General features: G+C 37.2%; 19 protein-coding genes and 1 riboswitch. Of the genes, 12 read left to right on the forward strand and 7 right to left on the reverse strand.

The annotated features are described in order from the left end of the window. Window positions 1–318: 318 nt before the first annotated feature. Window positions 319–915, reverse strand: a complete 597-nt coding sequence (locus ACFYKT_RS15255) for an MSMEG_1061 family FMN-dependent PPOX-type flavoprotein (protein WP_389221363.1) — start codon at window positions 913–915, stop codon at window positions 319–321. Between the two features lie 341 nt (window positions 916–1,256). On the opposite strand from ACFYKT_RS15255, the gene ACFYKT_RS15260 reads away from it, so the two are divergent. Beyond that, window positions 1,257–2,048 carry a nitroreductase family protein gene (locus ACFYKT_RS15260; protein WP_389221365.1) on the forward strand — a complete coding sequence of 264 codons (792 nt, stop codon included), beginning with the start codon at window positions 1,257–1,259 and terminating at the stop codon, window positions 2,046–2,048. 77 nt (window positions 2,049–2,125) lie between these two features. On the opposite strand, the gene ACFYKT_RS15265 is transcribed toward ACFYKT_RS15260, so the two are convergent. Next, window positions 2,126–2,671 (reverse strand): pyridoxamine 5'-phosphate oxidase family protein, encoded by a 546-nt coding sequence (locus tag ACFYKT_RS15265; RefSeq protein WP_389221367.1) that lies wholly within the window; start codon window positions 2,669–2,671, stop codon window positions 2,126–2,128. A 109-nt stretch (window positions 2,672–2,780) separates the two neighbouring features. Between ACFYKT_RS15265 and pdxR the strand changes: the two genes are divergently transcribed. The 3 genes from pdxR to ACFYKT_RS15280 all read left to right on the forward strand — a co-directional run bounded on the left by pdxR (window position 2,781) and on the right by ACFYKT_RS15280 (window position 6,100). Further along, window positions 2,781–4,175, forward strand: coding sequence for a MocR-like pyridoxine biosynthesis transcription factor PdxR (gene pdxR / locus ACFYKT_RS15270; RefSeq protein WP_389221369.1), 1,395 nt, complete (start codon window positions 2,781–2,783; stop codon window positions 4,173–4,175). Window positions 4,176–4,287: 112 nt separating this feature from the next. Beyond that, window positions 4,288–5,076 (forward strand): MerR family transcriptional regulator, encoded by a 789-nt coding sequence (locus tag ACFYKT_RS15275; protein ID WP_389221371.1) that lies wholly within the window; start codon window positions 4,288–4,290, stop codon window positions 5,074–5,076. Then, on the forward strand, window positions 5,069–6,100 hold the full coding sequence (locus ACFYKT_RS15280) for a C45 family autoproteolytic acyltransferase/hydolase (RefSeq protein WP_389221373.1): 1,032 nt from the start codon (window positions 5,069–5,071) through the stop codon (window positions 6,098–6,100). The genes ACFYKT_RS15275 and ACFYKT_RS15280 overlap by 8 nt, the downstream gene beginning before the upstream one ends. Before the next feature lie 119 nt (window positions 6,101–6,219). Here the strand turns inward: ACFYKT_RS15280 and ACFYKT_RS15285 are convergent, their stop codons facing one another. The 4 genes from ACFYKT_RS15285 to ACFYKT_RS15300 form a co-directional block, all read right to left on the reverse strand. Further along, window positions 6,220–7,083 carry an RNA polymerase sigma-70 factor gene (locus tag ACFYKT_RS15285; protein ID WP_389221375.1) on the reverse strand — a complete coding sequence of 288 codons (864 nt, stop codon included), beginning with the start codon at window positions 7,081–7,083 and terminating at the stop codon, window positions 6,220–6,222. Window positions 7,084–7,087: 4 nt separating this feature from the next. Beyond that, entirely contained in the window at window positions 7,088–8,356 is a 1,269-nt protein-coding gene (locus tag ACFYKT_RS15290) for a phytoene desaturase family protein (protein WP_389221377.1), read from the reverse strand. Window positions 8,357–8,510: 154 nt separating this feature from the next. Beyond that, a complete protein-coding gene (locus tag ACFYKT_RS15295; RefSeq protein WP_389221379.1) occupies window positions 8,511–8,882 on the reverse strand; it encodes an ArsR/SmtB family transcription factor in 372 nt (123 codons plus the stop codon). Window positions 8,883–8,907: 25 nt separating this feature from the next. Next, window positions 8,908–10,665: a SulP family inorganic anion transporter gene (locus ACFYKT_RS15300; RefSeq protein WP_389221381.1), complete on the reverse strand. Its 1,758-nt coding sequence runs from the start codon at window positions 10,663–10,665 to the stop codon at window positions 8,908–8,910. A gap of 498 nt (window positions 10,666–11,163) precedes the next feature. Here ACFYKT_RS15300 and ACFYKT_RS15305 point away from each other — a divergent pair, with 498 nt between their 5' ends. From ACFYKT_RS15305 to ACFYKT_RS15315, 3 genes are all read left to right on the forward strand, one after another. Beyond that, complete coding sequence (locus ACFYKT_RS15305) at window positions 11,164–11,850, forward strand: response regulator transcription factor (protein ID WP_389221383.1); 687 nt, start codon at window positions 11,164–11,166, stop codon at window positions 11,848–11,850. Further along, entirely contained in the window at window positions 11,825–13,906 is a 2,082-nt protein-coding gene (locus ACFYKT_RS15310; protein WP_389221385.1) for a HAMP domain-containing sensor histidine kinase, read from the forward strand. The genes ACFYKT_RS15305 and ACFYKT_RS15310 overlap by 26 nt, the downstream gene beginning before the upstream one ends. Window positions 13,907–14,127: 221 nt before the next feature. Then, complete coding sequence (locus ACFYKT_RS15315) at window positions 14,128–14,964, forward strand: DMT family transporter (RefSeq protein WP_389221387.1); 837 nt, start codon at window positions 14,128–14,130, stop codon at window positions 14,962–14,964. 153 nt (window positions 14,965–15,117) lie between these two features. On the opposite strand, the gene ACFYKT_RS15320 is transcribed toward ACFYKT_RS15315, so the two are convergent. Further along, window positions 15,118–15,768: a lysoplasmalogenase gene (locus ACFYKT_RS15320; RefSeq protein WP_389221389.1), complete on the reverse strand. Its 651-nt coding sequence runs from the start codon at window positions 15,766–15,768 to the stop codon at window positions 15,118–15,120. Window positions 15,769–16,155: 387 nt separating this feature from the next. Continuing rightward, a riboswitch (Lysine riboswitch) is annotated at window positions 16,156–16,346 on the forward strand. Between the two features lie 144 nt (window positions 16,347–16,490). On the opposite strand from ACFYKT_RS15320, the gene ACFYKT_RS15325 reads away from it, so the two are divergent. The 5 genes from ACFYKT_RS15325 to ACFYKT_RS15345 all read left to right on the forward strand — a co-directional run bounded on the left by ACFYKT_RS15325 (window position 16,491) and on the right by ACFYKT_RS15345 (window position 22,667). Further along, entirely contained in the window at window positions 16,491–17,972 is a 1,482-nt protein-coding gene (locus ACFYKT_RS15325) for an amino acid permease (protein ID WP_389221391.1), read from the forward strand. 363 nt (window positions 17,973–18,335) lie between these two features. Further along, window positions 18,336–19,634, forward strand: coding sequence for an ABC transporter substrate-binding protein (locus ACFYKT_RS15330; protein ID WP_389221393.1), 1,299 nt, complete (start codon window positions 18,336–18,338; stop codon window positions 19,632–19,634). A gap of 85 nt (window positions 19,635–19,719) precedes the next feature. Beyond that, window positions 19,720–20,718: a carbohydrate ABC transporter permease gene (locus ACFYKT_RS15335; protein WP_389221395.1), complete on the forward strand. Its 999-nt coding sequence runs from the start codon at window positions 19,720–19,722 to the stop codon at window positions 20,716–20,718. Further along, window positions 20,715–21,557 (forward strand): carbohydrate ABC transporter permease, encoded by an 843-nt coding sequence (locus tag ACFYKT_RS15340; RefSeq protein WP_389221397.1) that lies wholly within the window; start codon window positions 20,715–20,717, stop codon window positions 21,555–21,557. Before ACFYKT_RS15335 ends, ACFYKT_RS15340 begins: the two co-directional genes overlap by 4 nt. Before the next feature lie 93 nt (window positions 21,558–21,650). Next, window positions 21,651–22,667, forward strand: coding sequence for a LacI family DNA-binding transcriptional regulator (locus ACFYKT_RS15345; RefSeq protein WP_389221399.1), 1,017 nt, complete (start codon window positions 21,651–21,653; stop codon window positions 22,665–22,667). Window positions 22,668–22,728 lie beyond the last annotated feature (61 nt).

Here is a 22,728-nt window from a genome sequence, read left to right on the forward strand (position 1 = left end):
TTTCGCGACTATATGAAATATGTCCAAAAACGATGACACTTGTACCGATTGAAACAGTGGAAGGTCATGGATTTAGAGGGGCTGGCTTTAAAGACCAATTATTTATTTCTTCACCAGTAGAAAGCAAGTGGATCAATCCCTCACAAACAATATCAAATTTAGTCCATTGAATGGAGAGAGTGTAATGAAAATAGCTGTTGTCTATGCAAGTTAGGCTTTTTCCATTAATATAAATAGCCAAAAATAATCAAGTAAAGAGTAGGGGCTTGATTATTTTTGGCTAGTATTCTATTCTTTTTCAATATTGAATGAAGGATATTATTTCTTTATATCGACTCCATTAATCTTAAGATGGGCATGGAATATTTCAAGACTGGAAGGCAGTGTTTCTTTAGTTTGCCAAGTACTTTGGTTCCAAATTCCTGCTTTTTTCAGTGCTCGGGAACAATGGATAAAGCATTCCTCTACGTCCACGCCAATTCCAAGTAATGGTGGCTTCCCATTTAAACTCATTTTGTCTAAGATGTCTTTATTTTTGATAATGGTTGCTTTTCCATTTATGCGCAGTACTTCATCCAACCCCGGAATAAGGAAAACGAGTCCTACATGTGGATTTGATAAAATATTTTCAAAGGAATCGACTCTTTTGTTACCAGGACGATCAGGCAGGACTAATTGATAGTTATTTAAGATTAGTATTTTGCTTGGTAGATCCCCTCGAGGTGCAACATCACATTTCCCGTCAGCACTTGCTGTAGAAAGGAAAAATAGCTGTGACTCCGAAATGAATTCTTTACAATGCTCGTCTAGCATTGAAATTTCCTTTTTTACGACGTATTCGTGTGGAATACCTATTATTTCTCTAAGTTCTTGCTCAGAAGTAACTGCTTCTGTAGAAAAATCTATTATCTCCATTCACTAATGTCCCCTCTTTAACAAGTAATAGTTCAATTATAATAAAGATTGCTATAGATCACCCGTGAAAACTCAAAATTTCGTAGTATTTAAGTTACTAGGGATTGATATTTACAACTAGCTGCTCGATCCTCCAGACCACTTCATTATAACATTTTCAAATAAAAACGCCTTTTCTACTTATCAGATTATTCGGAAACCGTGATATAATATGAGCAGGGACTTTGCACTTCTCTCTATCAAAGAGAATGTGGAATGTTTTACGGTAATAACCAGATGAATAGATTGCTTTATAAATAAAAAAGATTGTTCAAACTCTTACATATACGATTAAATAAGGAGTGATTGCTTTGGAATTAAATGATGTGATATACGGACACAGGTCCATACGAGAATATGAAGATAGGGAAGTAAGTCAAGAGCTGCTAGAGCAAATATTAGATGCAGGCATTCGTGCCTCATCAAGCGGCAATATGCAATCTTATTCGATTATCGTCACAAAAGACAAAGAGCTTAAACAAAAATTGTACACCCCACATATGGAACAATCGATGGTTGTAGATGCACCGATCCTATTAACCTTTTGTGCTGATTTTAATCGAATGAGAAAATGGCTTACACTTAATGATGCACCTGTACATTTTGATAATTTTATGAGCTTTATGATAGGTGCGATCGATGCCACGTTGGCAGCGCAGAACTGTGCATTAGCAGCAGAGAATGAAGGGCTAGGGATTTGTTATATGGGCTCAACGCTTGCAAATTGTGATCAAATTGGTGAACTTCTAAACTTACCGCCCAATGTCGTACCCATTGTTGGTTATTCTTTAGGATACCCTGCAGAGAACCCTGCTCCAAGAGATCGATTGCCAAGGCATGGAGTTGTTCACTATGAACAGTATCGTGATTATTCAGATGAGGATATTCTAGAAATCTATAAAGAAAGAAATGAAAAGGGATGGAAACGCTATATGGACATTCCTAGGCTAAAGGAAATGACAGAACAATTGGGCTTAAAGAATCTGGCTCAGGTCTATACTATTGCCAAATACACGAAGGAATCTCACATTGAGTTTTCACAGACTGTGCTAAATTACTTGGAGAAGCAGAACTTTATGAAGAATAGTGATTGAGGTTTTTACATAAAAAGGGAGCCGATGCATCGTGGAGCATTGGCTCCTTTTTTGGTCCACACGGATTACAGGTATTATCAACTATTCATCTCAACATTCCTGCCAGGATAGAAAGCTAGTTGCGGATCCAATTGATTTTCTTTTGCCGTTCGTACGCTTGGAATAAGTTTAAAAACAGCGGTATGACTCCCTAGAGAGGATCGATATTTCTCCACATGGGAATGGGAAAGGCTTTTATCATAGTAACCGGGTACGTACTTATCCAGCATGGCTTGCATTGCTGCAGTAGCTTCTGTTAAATCACTGACCATTTCTAGTGCTCCAAACAGCATCACACTCATGTAAGCAGTATCAGTCTTGGCGGGTATCGGACTTACCATCGTTCCATAATCCTCAGCTACTGTGAAACAACAGTTGGGATTGGCCTCAATCAAATTAATTTTTCTTCCATGTGCAGCTCCATGAAAATACAAAGCTTTATTCATCCAAATAAAATTCAAAGGAACAACATAAGGAAGCTCCCCATCCGTTAATCCGAGATAACCTGTACGAGCTTGGCTTAAAAACTGATTAATACGCGTATCATCTGTACACCTTAATTTTTCTTGACGAATCTTATGCATATTTCATCCCAACTTTCTTTATTAATGATAAACTCATTTTAAGAAATTTCTGTACATGGTAAAAGTGACAGAATGAAAAAGTTTAATAGGGACAGATGGAGGGGTAGCCGTGGAACTTTCCCCATTTTTAAATAGGGAGCTGCCAGAACCGTTATACAGCCAGTTATATGATTGGATTAAGATGGAAATTGAAGAAGACAGGCTTTTGCCAGGAATGAAGATGCCTTCCATTCGTCAGCTAACGACTCAATTAAAGATCAGCCGGAACACAGTTGAGACAGCCTATCAGCAGCTGCAATCAGAGGGGTATCTCGAAAGTGTCCCTAAGAGCGGAATATGGGTAGCTGAGATTGAGAAACCTTCACTGCATTCGATTAAGGTGAAACATCCTATGATGATGGAGAGTAAGCCTTCAAGTGAAGTTCTTGTAGATTTTGAATATGGAAATGTTGATCTTGATAAATTTCCCTTGAAACAGTGGAAGAAATGTCTGTCAGACGCAGTTGTTCAAGAGAACGACTGGTTATTTCAGTATAGTGAAAAACAAGGAGAGCTTACTTTAAGGCAAGAGATTTCAAACTATTTATTGCAATCCAGAGGTGTACGCTCTACACCAGAACAGATTCTTATAACGGGCGGAACGCAAACTTCCATAGTAATGATCTGCCGACTTTTAGCACTCCAAGAAAATACCGTAGCTATGGAAGAACCTGGTTACAATGGTGTCCGCTCTGTCTTTGAAGATCAAGGATGCCATATTGAACCTGTGCCTCTTGAAAAGGACGGTGTGTCAGTGGAGCATATTCAAAAGAGCAGGGCAAAAGCCGTCTATTTAACGCCTTCTCACCAATTTCCATTAGGTATGATTTTATCCATTTCGAAAAGAATGCGATTACTAAAATGGGCTTATGAAACAGGGGGATACATTATTGAGGATGACTATGACAGCGAATTTCGATACCAAGGACAGCCCATTCCTTCACTGAAATCGCTGGATGAAGAGGAAAAGGTTATTTATTTAGGGACATTTTCTAAATCATTTCTTCCTTCAGTCAGGCTAAGTTATATTGTATTTCCACCCTCTTTAATGGTTCAATATTCACGAAGGTTCGCTGCTTATAATCAATCTGTTTCTCCTATTATACAAAGGGCGATGGGCCAGTTCATGCAATCCGGTGAATTTGAAAGGCATATACGAAGAATGCGCAAGCTATATCAAAGAAAACATCAGGCTCTGCTAAGAAGTATTGAACAATATATGGGTACGAAAGTAAAAATTGTTGGAGAAAAGTCAGGTCTGCATATTTTATTGAAACTAAAGGGCATATCTACATCTGAGCTGATTGAAAAGGGGCTACAGAAGGGAGTCAAAGTTTATTCCTCCTCAAGCTTTTGGCTTAATCCAGACTCCGAGGGCCATTCCTATATCATGTTAGGATTTGGCGGATTATCAATTGAAGAAATTGAAAAGGGAGTGAAATTACTTGCTAGCTGCATTCCATGAAGGACACTCTCATACAAAAAGCTTGCCTGGTAGCAAGCTTTTTATTTTTGTATATCCTCTTGACCTTAAAGCAGCTTTAAGGTGTAACATTAAATTTAAGGGGGATGATGGTTTGAGTAAGTTCATGTCAATACAGGCTTTCTCAGAAAGAACGGGTATTTCCAAAAGTGCCTTGAGGTATTATGAGTCTAAAAATTTACTCCATTCAGTAGGCAGAAACTCTAGTGGGTATCGAGTGTATTCTGAGACTCAAATTGCAACAATTAAGTTAATCACAAGTTTACGTTTAGCTGATGTACCGATAAAAGATATTCAAGCTTATTTAAAGGAAGAAAATGATAAGACCCGACAAGAAATGATGAATAAGTGGATTCAGATTATAAGGGGGAAACTAGATATCTTACATGTCAGTTTACGTTATTTAGAGAGTGATTATACGAATGAACAAATTTATCTGATAGAGAAATGTGCGGAAACGATTGTTTGGTTTTCTGCTGAATCTGAAGTTGGGCAATTTAAAGAACATGTTAGTAAGAATGGGAATGAACTTAAGAAATTAAATATTCCATTTAAGAATATTTATTTAAAATATGTATCTGGGAAAGATTTGATTAAGGCGCAAATTGGCTTTGGTGTACCAGCAGACACACAAACAAATGAGCTGCCTGAAATGGCATTAATAGAACAAATGGATTCTTGTATATGTATCGCCATGTCTTTTAATGATCCAATCACAAACATACAAGATGGCTACCGAAAATTAATAAACTATGCAAGCGAAAACAAATGGGTTCCTACTGGGTCAATACTAGAATGGTATCGTGGGGAGGGTTTTTCAGATCTCGATTTATTCATGCCCGTCACTCAATTGGGGAAAAGGGAGGATAAACTACATGTGTAAAACGGAAGAGTTAGTTGTAAGAATAGTAGAATTGAGAGGAGATTATTATCAATTTGGTTTAGAGCAAGGGAAAGAAATAATGTCATTACCCATCTTAAATCAAATGAATCAGCTTTTGGAATTAACAATTAACTCAAATTCACAAAGGGCAAAGGAAATAGTAAAGAATGTTTCACCGAAACTTTTTCAAGAATTAAAGGGTTTGGCAGAAGGATTAAATAGGCCACTCGATTCGATCATTAAACTTTTTAGTGGATACGATGTCGTATTTCCGAAGATGGGGTGCACAACGTTAGTGAACGATGGCTATTACGTGCGTAATTATGATTTTAGCCCTGTAATGTATGATGCTAGACTAGTTATTACGAATCCGACAGATGGCTATGTTAGTGTAGGTTTAAGTCAGCAAGTCATTGGCAGACTGGATGGAATGAATGAAAAAGGGCTCGTAGTAGGGTTGCATTTTGTAAATAATGAACATAGAGGAGAGGGGTTTATTGCAACAACTATTGTCCGAATGCTATTAGAACAATGTGCTAATATTGAAGAAGCGCTAACATTTATTACAAGTATCCCTCATGGTTACTGCTACAATTACTCCATTACAGATCCAAGTGGAAAAAGTGTAATAGTAGAAGCGTCTCCACAACAACAGATCACTCATTTCACCAATCCGCTCATATGTACAAATCACTTTGAATCAGATGTTTTGAAAGTGAAAAACAGGATAGAGATACAAGGCTCAGTAAAACGTAAGGAATTTTTACGTTACTTATTAAGAGAGAATCTGCCGCCTATGTCTGCCTATCATCATTTTAATAGTGACCAATCTCCTTTATTTTTTAAATACTATAAAGAGTACTTTGGTACGTTGCATACAGTTGTTTATTCACCAAAAAATTTAAGCCTCATGATTGGAGTAGGGGAGAATTGTAAACCGATGAAGTTTTCTTTGAAAGAATATATGGAGGGGGAAGTATCTCTTCCTAAAGAAATGAAAGGGATAATTAGTCACTCCATGTAAACAGACCGTATTACAAATAAACAAATACTTTCATATCAAATTAGAGATGAAAAGCAGCTGTCCCTAAAGGGAATAATAAATGAACCTTTAGGGACAGTGTTGACTTTACCCTTCTATCTTTAGCGAATGGGTAACTTATCTGGATTCATCGTTAAATACATTTCGTTGATCTTGTCATTACAAATGTAGAAGCTCAATATGCTATGAAGTGTTCCATTCAAAAAAACTACGATTGCTGGCTGGTTATTGACGTTTCTGATCTCAAAATAAAAGTCATTGGGGACATTTTTTGTTACTCCATATAATAAGGCTAAAACATTGGATAGGGAAACAATCGGGCGTAGAGCCGCCTTGACTTTTCCTCCGCCATCCGAGTATAGTGTGACATTTTCAGAGATAAGTTCTAATAAGTCTTCCGTCTTTTGCATTTGAAATGCTTGGATAAAGCGATGAATAAGGGACTTATTCCGCTCATAGTCTAAGCTTTCATCCTCAATTCGTGAGATCCTTTGCTTAGCCCGACTGAGGACTTTTCGACAGTTTTCTTCTTTCTTTTCAATGATTATAGCAATTTCCGAATAGGAGAAGTCAAATACTTCTCTTAAAAGGAGGACCGCTCGTTCATCGGGGGCTAAGTGCTCCATCATCCGTAAATAGGCAATGCTCAATCCTTCTTTTTGCAAGACCATTTCAGATGGATCAGAGCCATCTAGCTTCTCAAGCAATAATGGTTCAGGATTCCATGGTCCTACATATTGTTCCCGTCTATGCCGTGCCGATTTTAATTCATCTAGACAACGATTAGTTACTACTTTGCAAAGGTAGGCCTTCTTATTATCAATTTTCTGCTCATCCATTTGGTACGCTTTTAAAAAGGTTTCTTGGACAATATCCTCTGCATCCGCGATCGAACCTAACATACGATAACCGATCGAAAATAATAATGGTTTATATTGTTGATAGTCCTCATTACTAATTTGCACGATATCAACTCTTTTCCCTTTTCATAATTTCCTCAGCTGCTTGTTTCGCGCTGCTAACGGCTCCTTCTGCCAAAATGAAATCTGGAGAAGCCCAATCTCCTGCTATATATAATCCTGGAATTCCCTGTTTAGAACATTGTAATATTTGCTCATCTCCTATTTGAGGTAAGCGCTGGTTAACTATAATTTGCGGGATAAATCGACTGGTGATCTCATAGTTTTTCCATCCTGGCTGTATCTTTTCTAGGAATTGCTCAAGCTCATTCTTCACCTTTTTCTCATCTATCTTTTCATCTGGATGATGGTATTTAAACACATGCATAACGGCACTTTTGCCTTCAGCAGAGAGCCGGGCATAATTGGAATGAACGGAAAAATAAAGCGGATGCTGGATGTCCATGGCAAACAATTTCTTAGGATTCGGAAGCTGTGTTAAAGCAACATCGAACGTTGCTCCCTTTACAGGCTTCATTTTAGTAAAAGAAAAGTTAGATTTTTCACCTAGCATGTGCTGGAGTTCATGAGGGCCAGTTGTACATATCACGTTCTTTCCAAAAATCTCTTCGTCATTAGATAGAATGAGTTTAAAAGAATCTTGTTCAAGGGGGGCAATGTGTTTGACTCGCTTATGTGTTTCAATCTGTACACCAGAGACCACGGCTTTGTTATGGAGTTGGTCAATGATTGTCTGCCATCCATGATCTAAATAAAGTACACCATTCAAGACCGTTTTTAAATGAGAGACAATAATCTTTGCACTCGCTTGATCTGGAGCATGACAATAGGTTGCGAGTCTACCTAGTAAATAGAGTAAGGATTGGATGTTTGCTGAATCAGTCGTTTGTTGAACCCATTGCTCGAAAGTTTGCTTTTCTAGCTTTTCAGTATGGATCGAAATTACTTTCAGCAGTGTGTTAGCCCATTCTATACGTTCTTTCCAATTTAAAAGCCCTGTTGTAAGAAGGCCTAAAGGAGTAAAAGGTGCAGTATATTCCAAATGATCTTTAACTAGAACACCTCCTAATTGAGGTGATTTTCCAGGAACCTGAATAGTTAGTTCTTCGAGAATCGACATGGCTTTTCCTTTTTTATATAATGCATGTGGACCTAAATTGAAATATTGCTGGTGTATCTGATCCGTTCTAGCCCTTCCACCAACCTTTTTTCCTTTTTCGAGTACTAATATGGATAAATTGTTTCTAGTTAAATAATTTGCTGCTACAAAACCAGCTAATCCGCCACCGATAATCACAACATCCCATTTTTGAGTCATAAGATAACCTCCATTTGTTAGTTTATACTCAAGACGATGAAGGGTGGATATCTGTGACAAATTTTTATAAAATGTTAACCTCAATTAAATATAAGAGCCCCATGGAAGGTAACAGTGTTCCAAGGGGCCTCATTTCATATAAGTTTTATTTACTTTAATTATCATCACTCACGGTACTTCCATTTTGCATGGGTTCATCCATCTGGATATTTAATTTGTCTAACATATTAATCGTGTCGACTAAATGATTGTTAAAGATTTGACGTGCAACAGAAAGGAGGTCAACAATCATCGGATCACGCAAGGAATAAATGACACGATTTCCGTCTTTCGTGCCTGTCACAATATTTTTCCCGCGAAGTACGGTTAATTGTTGTGAAACAGCGGAACCTTCACTTCCAGCAAGGCTTTGGATTTCGTTAACGCTTTTATCACCTTCAGCCAGTAACTCAAGAATTTTTATCCTAAGCGGATGGGCAAGAGCTTTAAAAAAATCTGCCTTGAATTTTTGCATCTCTAAGTTCAATTCTATTTCCTCCTATTAAAAGAGATTAGGCATTAAACACTTTCCTTTTTTCTTCCACTATATCATGAGCACCTGAAAAGGCTGCACATTCCCTAAAAGCGAAATGTTTGCATCCAATGCATTTATCTTTGTTTAAATGTAAAAGTGCATAATTGATGGCATCTCCAGTATGTTCAAAAAAGTGCCTTTCGCCAATTAATTGATATAAACCGGTCTTAATTAATACCTTTTTGGGCTGAGCATTTAAGCCAGATATTAAGACAATTCCATGTTTTGAAAAGTCTTTTACAATACTAGATAAATGAGATTCCCCTGTTATATCCATGAACGGTACTCTTCCCATTCTTAAAAGAAGTACTTTCGGTTTGTAGTTAATGGTATTCATAATACTCTGTTGAAAAGTCTGTGCTGCGCCGAAAAAGAGCGGCCCCTCTACATTATAAATACTAATTTGGGGGCAATCATGAGAATCTGTCACAATTTGAGTGTCTACTTTTTCTTGCTTATGCTCAGGATTAGGTAATGCCTTAGCCGTTACCATTATATCACTCATCCGTTTCGTGAAAATAATTATAGCCAAAATAAGACCGATTCCAACGGCAAGAGTCAGATTAAATAACACGGTTAATAAGAAGGTGATAACTAAAACAAAGGAATCCTCTGTTTTGGCTTTTAACAGTTGGTAAAATACATGACGTTCACTCATATTCCATGCAACAATCATTAAAATCGGTGCCATACTTGCCAAAGGTATTTTCGATGCGTATGGTGCAAAAAGCAATAGAACCAACAGAACAACGATCCCATGTATAATGCCTGATAGGGGGGAGGCTGCGCCATTTTTTATATTCGTAGCCGTTCTTGCGATCGCACCGGTTGCAGGGATCCCACCAAACATTGGTGTAACCATATTTGCAATTCCTTGCCCAATTAATTCTCGATTGCTATTATGTTTACTATTTGTCATCCCATCAGCGACCACGGCAGACAATAGCGACTCAATGGCTCCAAGGAAAGCAATCACAAAGGCAGGACCAATTAGCTGTTGAATCCGTTCAAATGAAAGGGAGGGAAATTCAAATTTGGGTAGCGTATTTGGAATGGCCCCAAAGGTTGAACCAATTGTTGCTATGTGAGTAGGAAAGAGAAAACTTGCAATTAGAGTCGAAACGATAAGCCCAATTAGAGGACTTGGGATAGCAGGAAGTAATTTTGGCATATATAGAATGGTTATTAAGCAAATCCCAGCAGTTAATAGACTATATAGGTTAATACTATCGATATGTTTAATTATTTCGTAAAGATTATTGAGAAAATATTCATGGTTCTTCACACCCGTTAGACCTAAGAAATTTGGAACCTGCCCGATGAAAATAATGACTGCAATCCCTGAAGTAAATCCAATGGTAACAGATTTAGGAATGAATTTAATAAGTGACCCAAGCTTACAAACCCCCATAATAAATAAAAGAATCCCAGCCATAAATCCTGCAATCAATAAATTCTCATACCCATAGGTCATAATAATCCCAAATAAAATAGGAATAAATGCACCAGTAGGTCCGCCAATCTGATACTTTGACCCACCAAACAGTGAGATTAAAATCCCAGCAATAATGGTTGTATAGATTCCATATTCAGGCTTCACACCAGATGCAATAGCAAAGGCCATACCTAAGGGAATAGCTATGACCCCCACAATAATCCCTGAAATAATATCCTTTTGGAGTGAATGAAGCGAATAATCCTTATATCTGCCACCTGAAAGCAACTTCTGTTTCATATGTACCCTTCTTCTCTTAATATTTGTATATCTGATTATTTGAATATATTATATTATGAAATCAATACTTAAATAATGTCAACAGAATTTTTTCCAGCAGGTACAAGTGGATTATTAACTGAATAAATTCATGTGCAAATAACGTTAGTTGATTGGAGCGGAAGGTGCGAGACTCCTGCGGGAGGAGTGGGACAGGCGCAGCGCGCCGAGGAGGCTCACCGCCCACCCCGCGGGTCGCTGCGCAACCTGGAGCGGAAATCAACCGCTACCAACTATTTATGAAATAGAAATACTGTTTGCAAAACTGTGCAACTCTAATAAAAACCTTAAGAAAATCTTAAGAAACTTATCCACTAGTTTTTAATATTTTTTTATTAAGATAATCTCATTAGTAAAGAGAAAAACCGCAAGCTTTTATTTATGTTTGCAAAAAACCTAGCTAAAAACGAATAATAGAGGAAGGAGCACGATAGTTAGTGCATATCAGGGGTGAATGTAGTGAACATATTGGTTTGTGATGATGATCAGGCAATTGTTGATGCGATAGGAATTTACTTGGAAAATGAGGGCTTTTCAATTTTTAAGGCTTTTAACGGTATAGAGGCAATCGAAATAATCAATGATCAGGAAATTCATCTAGTGATTATGGATATTATGATGCCAAAGATGGATGGAATCAAAGCGACCATGAAGATCAGGGAAGAGAACAACATCCCGCTGATTATGCTTTCTGCCAAATCTGAGGATTACGACAAAATATTAGGATTAAATCTAGGTGCAGATGACTATATGACCAAGCCTTTTAATCCTTTGGAGCTCATTGCAAGGGTTAAATCGCAGCTAAGAAGATACACAACTTTTGGAGGCCTTGAAACGAAGAGCAACGTTTATAAAACAGGTGGGCTCATGATTGATGATGAAAGTAAAATAATTACCGTTGATGGAGAGACCGTTCAGCTTACTCCAGTGCAATACAAGATCTTGAAATTCTTGACAGCAAATGCAGGAAGAGTGTTCTCTATCGAAGAGATTTATGAAAAGGTATGGAATGAAACGGCCTTTAGCCCGGAAAATACAGTTTCCGTTCATATAAGAAAAATTAGAGAGAAAATAGAAATCAATCCGAAAGAGCCAAAATATTTAAAGGTGGTGTGGGGAATTGGGTATAAGGTTGAGAAAATATAGCCACTCAATAACAACAAAATTGATTGTCTTTATGGTCATGCTTGCATGTTTTTCAGGTATTATGCAGGCAATTGCTCATTTAGTTTCCGTGAATGATGGGGATATTGAAATCGTTTTTGAAGATAATTACTTCCTTAGCAAGTCTTACGTGAGAGAAAGTGAAAGTCTCATAAGTGATCTTACGAGGCTGCTGGGAGAATATAAAAATGAAGAAAATATTTTAAAGGGCGAGACAATCGATAAAGATGAACTAAGAATGGAAGAACAGAACTTGTTTTCAGATTATCAGTATGAATCTAAAAGTTATAATCCAAATTTAAGTGAAGCGGAAAATTATGAGAAGTTTAAAGTGGATTATGCTGATAAAATTGCCCAAATAAAGGATCAAATGATAAAGAGGGATTTAAGAGAATTTCATTTCCTAATGAACAATATCGAAGAGGTTAAAGATCCATTGTATTATGTCAGTGACGGTGTAAATGTATTTACGAATAATACAATGAAAGATACACAGCTATTTAAAGCCTATCCATCTTACATGGTGTTTGAGGGATATAAAAGTGATGTTTATCCAAAGGAAGTAGAAAAGAATAAGTACTTAAATTGGATTACCATGCAAATGGATGAAATGAGCTCTGAAAATAATGCTATTTATATGGCTTTTTCAAAGAAGTTTTTAGATTCTAAAATAAGTGGGTGGAAAGAAAATAAAGTGAATGCCACAAAGGGTTTTTATCGTTTACTAGGATTTTCAGCAGGATTTATCCTTTCCCTTTTCTACCTGGCATTTGTAAGCGGGAGAAAGTCCTTTAAGGAAGAAGAGCTGCACTTGCATGCAGTCGATAAGTTATATATTGATCTGAACATCTTGCTATGTATAGGACTTATAACGTTTTGGGTTATTCTACTTGATCTTTTGGAGCTGCCACATAATATACAATGGGTCATTCCAATCACAATTCCATTTTCAGCTGCCTTTTTTGCATTGATTTTATCAATGGTGAGACATTTTAAGAATCGAACATTTTTTAAGCATTCTCTGATTTATCAAATTTTCAAAGGACTTGTCCAATTTGTAAGAAATGTTTATGATAGCGGAAATGTTGGAGTAAAGACAGTACTGATTGTTATTGGGTATCCACTATTGATTGCTTTAACCTTTTTTATGTTCCCGATAACCATAGGGGCGGCTGCCTGGTTTGCCTTAAAGAAAGTTAAGTCCTTTAAGGCAATAAAAGATGGAGTAGAAAGAATAAAAAATGGAGAAATCCATCACAGCATTGATATTGTTGGAAAGGGTGAGTTTGCAAGCTTAGCTGCCAATATAAACAGCATTACCGATGGGTTGAAAAATGCAGTCGATAATGAACTAAAAAGTGAGCGGTTAAAAACAGAACTCATCACCAATGTATCTCATGACATTCGAACACCATTAACTTCGATTATCACATATGTCGATTTACTAAAAAATGAAAAGGACCTGGCAAAGATAGCAGAATATACCGAGGTACTGGATCAAAAGTCTAAAAGACTAAAGTTCCTAACAGACGATTTATTTGAAGCTGCTAAGGCTTCCAGCGGAAATATTCCGGTCCAACTCGAGAAGATTGATATTGTATCATTAATTGCACAGGGGCTTGGAGAAGTAAGTGAAAAGATTGAAGAGCTGGGTTTAGAATTTAGGTTCAATCATCCAAATGATAAAGTCTATGTGACAGCTGATGGGAAATTGTTATGGAGGTCTATTGAAAACGTATTATCTAATATCTTTAAGTATGCTCTTAAAGGGTCAAGGGTGTATATCAATATTGAAGATTTAGGAAACGAAATCCTTATTACCTTTAAGAATATTTCAGCTTATGAATTAAATATTTCAGCTGATGAATTAATGGAGCGCTTTAAAAGAGGCGATGAATCCAGATCTAGCCAAGGCAGTGGGTTGGGCCTTTCTATTGCGAAAAGCCTCATTGATATACAGAAAGGGAAATTTATCATTCAAATCGATGGGGACTTATTTAAATCGATGATTAGTATGCCTAAGAATTATAATGAATAAGTCATTAATTGACATGTTCCATGTGAAACAGCAGTTAACTCAATGTATCATTCTATTGTTCGCCAAAAAAACCTCCCTTCCGTCAAAGCCATTGATGGAAGGGAGGTTTTTGTCTAAGAATTAGGTTATATAAATGAATAGAAAAATAATAATAAAAACTATTTGAAGTACTTGAAATCTATATTAAAATGATTCTATTAAAGAGAGAGAAGGATTGTTTAATGTGGATTGTAGCTGCCGTTCTAACGATGCTTTGCTTTGGGATTAATAATTTGATTTTTAAGGTTACGTCAGGAAAAGGACTATCAAAGGTACATATGCAATTTTTCTTTTATCTTATTGCATTCTTGTTAATGCTTGGCTATGGAGCAGTCGAAGGGTTTGCAGCATTTAATGGATTAACCATTGTACTAGGTGTGGTCATCGGAATATTGAATGCAAACGGTAATATTCAAATGTCAAAGGCGTTTGAGAAGGGACCTGCAAGTTTAACGTCACCACTTATCAGTACAAATACGGTTATTCCTATACTTAGTGCGGCACTTATTTTCCACGAGCATATTACGCTCATTCAGTGGAGTGGCATTATTATTATGCTTGCTTCTGCAGCTATCATCCAATATGTACCAGGTAATGGTGTTAAATTGGATTATAGGCCGTGGATGTACCGCATTTTATTATCGGTTGTATCGTTTGGTGTACTCGGTGTGCTTATGAAAACATCTTCACATTTACATATTGATTCCATTAATACGCTTGTTTGTATGTATGGAGGCGGTGCAACTTATTTGATTATTAATAGTATTATTATGAAGGAAAAATGGCAGCGTACAGAGTTGAAATTTGGTGCCATTATTGGATGTATTAGTGTTATAGGTTATAGCAGCTATTTTTTTGCTCTTAACGCTGGAGTAGCAAGTATTGTCTTCCCGATTGTAAGTTTAAGTTGTTTAGTTGTCGTTCTCAGCAGCTGTTGGTTATATAAAGAAAGGCTCAGAATATATCAGGTCATCGGGGTTATTTCCGCGCTAGTTGGTATTGTGCTAACAAAGATTTAACAGTCTATTATTTCTTTGAAAAAATGAATCAGGGCTTAGGCTCTGATTTTTTTTTGGATGTTTGACCCGATGGCTGTTTACATTAATGGCAGGAGTGAAAAGGGGAATATATACTTCGTGCAGCAACTGCTCTTAAATTAATTGAGAAAAGGCCTAATATAAAGAATTAGACCCCTTTTGAAAGAATTTTAAACTACGGGCTATAAAAAATTGGGCTGTGTAATAGGTGGTCATGATTAGGACAGATGAATAAGGGATGTCGGAAACAAACCGATTCCACGCTAAGATCGAATCAGAGATAACGAATAAGATACTCCCTGTAATTGCCCATTTATTGCCGGTCATAATGGCAGACCAGGCCATCGTTGATATGATGATCGTATATAAACAAACTGGAATGAATAAAGCGCTATTTCCATTTTCGATTAGAGATTCGGTAAGAATATGACCAATAAAGATAGCATAGAAACCGATAGGAATAATCGATAAAACGCGGATGAGGGAAAATTGCCACTCCTTAAAAAATCCAATGAGATAAAAAATATGGCCTATTAAAAAGGCAGATAGCCCAATCAGGAACCAATGAAGTAAACCATCCCCAAACATACAAAATACTAATCCAGTTAAAATAATCCAGCTAGTGCTAGAGCCTTTTCCTCTAAATTGTATAAAAGCATAAGTAATGATTAACCACATCGGAATTAGCTTAAATGGAAGATTGAGAAGAAGTGGCGCATCTGGAATGATAAAAATATATAATGCACTCGAGATTAAGATAAGTAAGGGTAAAAATAGCCTTTTCAATTCGTCACACCTTTCTATAAGTTTATTCTTTTATCACTATATTAGATTATTCTCCCCTTAATACCAGACTCCTCTTAGGAATGGGGAGGAAGTCCATGGAAATTTCCGCTTTTCCTCCTTTGATGACAGGTACAGTGATAATGGACATGTTTAATTTCTTAATTCGAGTGCTCAAGCTTTATACGTAGAAGAATGATCAACCATTAACAATAAATTTTACTTAGAAAGTATTTTGCTTTATTTTATATTCTATTTAATTGGTAAATGATAACTATCCCCATTAAAACGGCATATCGGAATAGGGTAAAACAACGAGATATTGACTATTGTAAAATAGTATTATAAAGTTAGTAACGTAATAATTTAATATAATAAATCCTCATCAACCGATGAGGTAGAGGTCGCAGTTTTTATTAGTAAGGCGGACGAGATGCAGAGACATCACTTGACTCCGTTTGAAAGGAAAAGCTGCCGAAGTGTGCTTGTCTCTCTGGTTAAGCATGCTGGGGCTGTCTCCAAATAGGAACAGAACTGTCACGATTGGTCCTACCAGCCATTCGTGTTGGGCTATCTTTCGGAAGGTATGATGCGGGCTATTGATAATGTCACCTGATTCTACTTCGGTGACATTTTTTATTCCAAACTCCTTCCAAATTAGAAAAGCTAATGGGTCTTCATTGAAGACTATGTGCTAGAAAAACTGATGAAAAGGAGTAAAAGCAATGAGAACATTTGATGAAAGAAAAGATAATTTTAGCACTGGTACAGTTTCTTCCAATAAAGAAACTACCGGCTTAAAACGCAGTTTAAAAACACGTCACTTAACCATGATTTCTTTAGGCGGAACTATTGGAACAGGCCTTTTTCTCGCCAGCGGCGGAGCAATCCACTCTGCTGGTCCCGGAGGAGCTCTCCTTTCCTATCTTGTGATTGGGATTATGGTCTATTTCTTAATGACGAGTCTTGCGGAAATGGGCGCCTACATGCCTGTTGCAGGGAGCTTTAGCACATATGCCGCCAAGTTTGTTGACCCGTCACTCGGATTTGCTCTTGGCTGGAACTATTGGTATAACTGGGCGATAACTATTGCAGCAGAACTATCAGCTGTTACCATGATTATGAAATTTTGGTTCCCAGATACGCCTTCTATTATATGGAGTGCGCTTTTCTTAGTAATCATGTTTTTATTAAATTTTCTATCTGTAAAAGGTTTTGGTGAAGCAGAATATTGGTTCTCCTTAATTAAAGTCGTTACTGTAATCATCTTCATTATTGTTGGTACTTTAATGATTTTCGGAATCATGGGTGGTCAGGTAATTGGCTTAAAGAACTTTACGGTTGGAGATGCACCGTTCCATGGTGGCTTTATGGCAATGCTTGGGATATTTATGGCAGCGGGTTTCTCTTTCCAAGGCACAGAGTTGCTAGGTGTAGCAGCGGGTGAAACCGAGGATCCTGGTAAATCAATTCCTAAGGCTGTAAAATCAGTATTTTGGCGCATCCTTTTATTCTATGTGCTAGCAATTTTAGTAATTAGTTTAATTATTCCGTATACAAATGGGAATCTTGCAAGCAGTGATGTAACGGTTAGCCCATTCACAATCGTTTTCCAAAAGGCAGGAATTGCCTTTGCTGCTTCCGTAATGAATGCAGTGATCTTAACAGCCGTGCTATCTGCCGGTAACTCAGGAATGTATGCTTCCACACGTATGCTTTGGGATTTAGCACGTGAAGGAAAAGCACCTAAGTTTCTTGGAAAATTAAATAAAAGAGGTGTTCCTGTAAATGCTTTGATTGCAACATCATTAGTCGGAACACTTGCTTTCTTGGCTTCATTATTTGGTGACGGCACTGTCTATGTTTGGCTACTAAATGCTTCAGGAATGTCAGGATTTATTGCATGGCTTGGAATCGCCATTTGTCACTATCGATTCCGACGGGCATTTGTTGCCCAAGGAAAAGACTTAAGCCTTTTACCATACAAAGCAAAGTTATTTCCATTTGGCCCTATTTTCGCCTTCGCAGTTTGTGGCTTCGTCGTATTAGGACAAAACTATTCAGCCTTTATGGGGGATCATATTGATTGGAACGGTATAGTGGTTTCTTATATAGGACTGCCTTTATTCCTTATTTTATGGCTTGGTTACAAATTTACGAAAAAGACAAAATGGATCCCGTTAAAGGATTGCGATTTATCAAATTAATTCTATTGCACGCAGCCAGCGTGCTTTTTTTTATGGAGGAAACCAGAGAGAAAAGCATGAGCCAAATGGAGTTTTTTGTAGAATTTTAAAAGAAATTATGGAAACCGGTTTCTATAAAATCATTGATTTTTCTGAATATTAGGTTTATAATCTGTATTGAAAGCGGTTTCCTCCATAGAAAAGACTAGATTTCTCCCGAAGTTTAGAAATCGGTTTCCGAGTTATCTTGCAATAATTTAGTTTTAAGAATCAAATTTCAAAAAAAGAAGGTGAATGATACAAAAAAAGGGAAAATAATTATTTCAGCGGAGTATTTAAATGGAAAATAATTAATGGCTAAAAAAAAAGTGGGGGGAATGAAAAGTGAGAAGCTTGAAAAAACTGGTCGCGGTAGGATTATCGACAGCCCTAGCATTTACATTAGCAGCCTGTAATGATAATGAAAAGTCGTCTTCTGATGATGTTGAAAAAGGAGATAAGCAAGTTACTTTGGATTTTTGGACGTTTGGTGCTACTGGATATGAAGATTTAGCTAAAGCATACGAACTAGAAAATCCGAATGTCAAAATAAAAGTAAGAGCAGCTGAAACGGCGGAGCACCATGATGCACTATTTACAGCATTATCAGCTGGAAGCGGTGCCCCAGATATTTCGATGTTAGAAATTGACCAGTTAGATCGTTTTAAGGTAGCACAAGATCGTTTTGAAAACTTATATGACCTTGGTGCAAAGGATATTAAAGATCAATACTTGGATTGGAAATGGAATACTGGTGAAAACAATGATGGAGATTTCTTAATTGGTTTACCAACGGATATTGGACCGAAAGCTTTATACTATCGTGTGGATGTATTTGAAGAAGCAGGTCTGCCGACTGATCCAGAGGAAGTAGCGAATTTAATTAATTCACCAAAGGCATTTGAAGAAGCTGGTTTAAAGGTAAAGGAACAAACGGGTAAACCTTTTATTGATAGTATTGAAATGGCCTTTAGGGCTTATTTAGATGCCGCACAAGAAACCTTCCTTAATCCTGAAGGAGAATTAATTCTTGAAGAGAACGGAAATGCGGTTAAAAATGCTTATGACTATGCAGTTAAATTAAATGAGTTAGGCATTGTAGGAAAATTCGAAATGTGGTCACCTGAATGGGCCAATGCAGTAAATAAAGGGGAATTCGCAGCAGAGTTAGGTGCAGGCTGGTTGAAAGGCTGGATGGAAGGCAATGCAACCGAAGCAACCGGTAAATGGAAAGTGGCAACATTGCCATCAGAATTTGCTGCAAACTGGGGCGGCTCTTTTATCGCTATTCCAAAGGAAACAAAGAATGCGAAGGAAGCGTATGAATTTGTCCAATGGTTAGTTTCTCCTGATAATCAATTGAAGTCATTCCAGGAAAAGGGATTGTTCCCATCTGCACCATCTGTTTATGAAATGGATGAATTTAAGACGAATGAAGATGAGTTCTTTGGCGGACAGGCAACAGCTCCTGTCTTTGCGAAAGCCGCTCAAGATATCAATGGTGCCATTTATAAAGGGGAAAAATACTTTCCAGTTTACCAGGAAGTGTTGAATGCTTTAAAGAATGTACAGTCTAAAGGGGCAGATCCGGAAAAAGAGTGGACAGCAGCTATTAAGCGAGCGAAGGATTTATTAAATCGATAGGTTATTAGTTTATTAGAGGTGGATGTGGAGCTTAAAAGTGAGTGGGCTCCACTTTTCGCCTATTGATCGGAAAAGAGGTGTGAGAATGCAACCTGAAAGTAATAAGGAAAAGGTGGAGAAGAAGGGAGACGTGGGTGTCCATCAAGTACCAAGGAAGAAAAAGATAAGAAAGAAGCGGTATAGGTCTGAGGAGAAAAAGGATATGATTTCGGGCTATCTATATATTGCGCCTTTCTTTATCATTTTTTCCCTTGTTGGTTTATACCCAGCGTTATTTAGTATCTATTTAGGATTCCAAAAATGGAATGGGTTAAGTCCGATGAAATTTGTTGGACTCTCAAACTTTGAAATTGTCTTAACTGATCCCCTATTTTGGAAATCGGTTTATAATACAATTGTTATGGGAATTATGGGCACCGCCCCACAATTAGTTTTCGGAATTATTTTTGCCTTTTTATTAAATCTAGCCTTTTTAAAATTTAAAAACTTTTTCAGAGTAACCATTTTTATGCCGTATATTACATCTATGGTTGCTGTGGCCCTTATTTTCAGCGTACTGTTTAGCGATCACGACTCTTCCTTGGTCAATTATTTGTTGAGTTTGGCAGGGGTTGATCCAGTGAATTGGAGCAGCTCTGAATGGGGAACGAAAATTGCTATTTCAATCATGGTATTTTGGAGATGGGTAGGCTATAACACAATTATTTATCTAGCCGGTATTCAAAGCATTCCTAATGATTTGTATGAAGCAGCTACGATTGATGGGGCAAATAAATTTCAGCAGCTAATCTACATAACGATGCCGATGCTGAAACCATTTATTATCTTAACTGTATTCACTTCAACCGTTGGGGCATTGCAGCTATTCTCTGAACCTACTGTTTTTCTAGGAAATAGTGCATTTACAAGAGATGAGGCCATGACTATCGTTATGTATTTATATCGGGATGCCTTTAAATTGCAATCCTTTGGTACCGCATCTGCAACGGCCATTATTCTTTTAGTGCTGATTACTTTATTTGCCGTAATTAATACATCGCTAATTGCAGGGAATGGCAGGAAGAAAAGGGGTGAAAACACATGAGTAAAGTAGAAAAAAGAAGAAGCACCCCTGTTAGCAGAATCCTCATTTATGTACTTTTGTCCATCGTGTCATTATTTTCATTGTTTCCGTTTTATTGGATGTTTGTCATGGCAACGAGCCCTAGCTCCGCCTATAATTCCATTCCGCCGACGGTTACGCCAGGACGCTTGTTAGTTGATAACTTTATGAAGGTTCTGGATAAAATTGATTTCTTTCAAGCGATGTGGAACTCCTTTGTTGTTTGTTCGGTTGTGACCATTGTCGTTTTATTTATTAGTTCATTAGCTGGATTTGCCTTTGCGAAATTTAAATTTCGAGGGAAAAATATCCTCTTCACGGCAATCCTTTTAACGATGATTATTCCACCGCAATTAGGGCTAATCCCGCAGTATTTCTTAATTTCGAAGGCAGGATTCCTCGATACATTGCCAGGTGTGATGATATTATTCTTCCTAAATCCGCTCGGTATTTTTCTAATGAGACAATATATCAGTGAATCTGTACCTGATGAGTTAATTGAAGCGGCGAAAATAGATGGGTGTTCCAATTTTAAAATTTATCGAAGCATTGTGCTTCCGATTATCCTTCCTGCATTTGCAACACTTGGAATTATCGTCTTTTCTGCGGCATGGGGAGAGTTCCTTTGGCAGTTTACTGTCTTAAGAGATCCGGAAAAGTATACGATTCAAGTAGCCCTAGCCCAATTGAGCAATACACAGAATGTTGATTTTGGAATGATTTTATCTGGTGTATTTTGGGCAACGGTACCTCTTTTAATTATATTCTTATTATTTAACCGTTTATTTATTTCGAGTATTACTGAAGGATCTGTGAAATAGGAACTTTTCACAAAATATCTTTGTGATCTGTTTAAACTCTTAGTATCTAGCGATGATTATCAATTATTTTGTGAGAAATAGAAGGGATTAGAGATGAATTTAACTATTAAAGATATAGCACAAATGGCAGGCGTTTCCCAAGGCACTGTTTCAAAAGTAATTAATAATTATGCAGGAGTTAGTGAGAAAACGAAGAAGCAGGTAATGGATATCATTACGAAAATGGGGTATGAGCCTAATTTTTCTGCTAGAACATTGGCAACGAAGAAGTCAAACCTGATTGGTCTTATTTACGCAGGGAAAATTAATGTTGATATGACACACCCTTATTTCAATGAGGTAATCTCATCATTTAAAAAAAATATCGGTTTACTTGGTTATGATATTTTAATGTTTTCCAACGAACTTTTTCAATCAGATAATGGGAGCTATTTAGCACGATGCAAACATTTCCATGTGGATGGCTGTTTAGTTATTGCTGGGGAAGAGGTTGAGGAAGCCATCTTTGATTTAGCTAAGGGAGGTTTCCCTTGCATTGGAATTGATATTGAATTAAATGGGCCGAAATCAAGTTACATTATGACGGATAATATTGATTTATCAAGAAAAGTAGTTGAGTTTTTTTATCTGCATTCGATTAAAAGGATCGGTTATATTGGGGGTAAATGGGATTCAACTATTTCTAATTTAAGAAATTTAGGATTCTTTGAGGCGATGAATCAGTTTGGTTTGGATGTTCGTGAAGAGTGGATTCAGTATGGTGATTTCCATGAGAATAGCGGATATGAGGCAATGAGGAAAATTCTTGCGTGCCAAGAGTATCCTGAAGCTATTTTTGCCATATCTGATTTGATGGCACTTGGTGCATTAAGAGCGCTGAAGGAGGAGGGACTTCATGTTCCTCATGATATTCGAATAATCGGCTGCGACGATATTGTTGCCTGCCGCTACAGCGACCCTAAGCTTACTACAGTTAAACAAGATAAAGAGAAGTTTGGAAAATTATCAGCCTATATGCTGAATGATTTAATAAATGGAGAATCGCAATTAAAGCCTGTATTAATTGATTCGGAATTAATTATTCGTGAGTCTTGCGGAACAAAGCAGTAAAAATCTCTATCCCGTCCTTAATGGGCAGTGAAGACCCCCATTGATAGACATTCCACTTTAA

It is taken from the genome of Cytobacillus mangrovibacter (assembly GCF_042865275.1).
Taxonomy (GTDB): domain Bacteria; phylum Bacillota; class Bacilli; order Bacillales; family Cytobacillaceae; genus Cytobacillus; species Cytobacillus mangrovibacter.

Excerpts from the sequence above, each read along its gene's own strand:
- ACFYKT_RS15255 (WP_389221363.1), bottom strand. The coding sequence starts at position 915 with ATGGAGATAATAGATTTTTCTACAGAAGCAGTTACTTCTGAGCAAGAA.
- ACFYKT_RS15265 (WP_389221367.1), bottom strand. The coding sequence starts at position 2,671 with ATGCATAAGATTCGTCAAGAAAAATTAAGGTGTACAGATGATACGCGT.
- ACFYKT_RS15280 (WP_389221373.1), top strand. The coding sequence starts at position 5,069 with ATGTGTAAAACGGAAGAGTTAGTTGTAAGAATAGTAGAATTGAGAGGA.
- ACFYKT_RS15290 (WP_389221377.1), bottom strand. The coding sequence starts at position 8,356 with ATGACTCAAAAATGGGATGTTGTGATTATCGGTGGCGGATTAGCTGGT.
- ACFYKT_RS15300 (WP_389221381.1), bottom strand. The coding sequence starts at position 10,665 with ATGAAACAGAAGTTGCTTTCAGGTGGCAGATATAAGGATTATTCGCTT.
- ACFYKT_RS15315 (WP_389221387.1), top strand. The coding sequence starts at position 14,128 with ATGTGGATTGTAGCTGCCGTTCTAACGATGCTTTGCTTTGGGATTAAT.
- ACFYKT_RS15325 (WP_389221391.1), top strand. The coding sequence starts at position 16,491 with ATGAGAACATTTGATGAAAGAAAAGATAATTTTAGCACTGGTACAGTT.
- ACFYKT_RS15335 (WP_389221395.1), top strand. The coding sequence starts at position 19,720 with ATGCAACCTGAAAGTAATAAGGAAAAGGTGGAGAAGAAGGGAGACGTG.
- ACFYKT_RS15340 (WP_389221397.1), top strand. The coding sequence starts at position 20,715 with ATGAGTAAAGTAGAAAAAAGAAGAAGCACCCCTGTTAGCAGAATCCTC.
- ACFYKT_RS15345 (WP_389221399.1), top strand. The coding sequence starts at position 21,651 with ATGAATTTAACTATTAAAGATATAGCACAAATGGCAGGCGTTTCCCAA.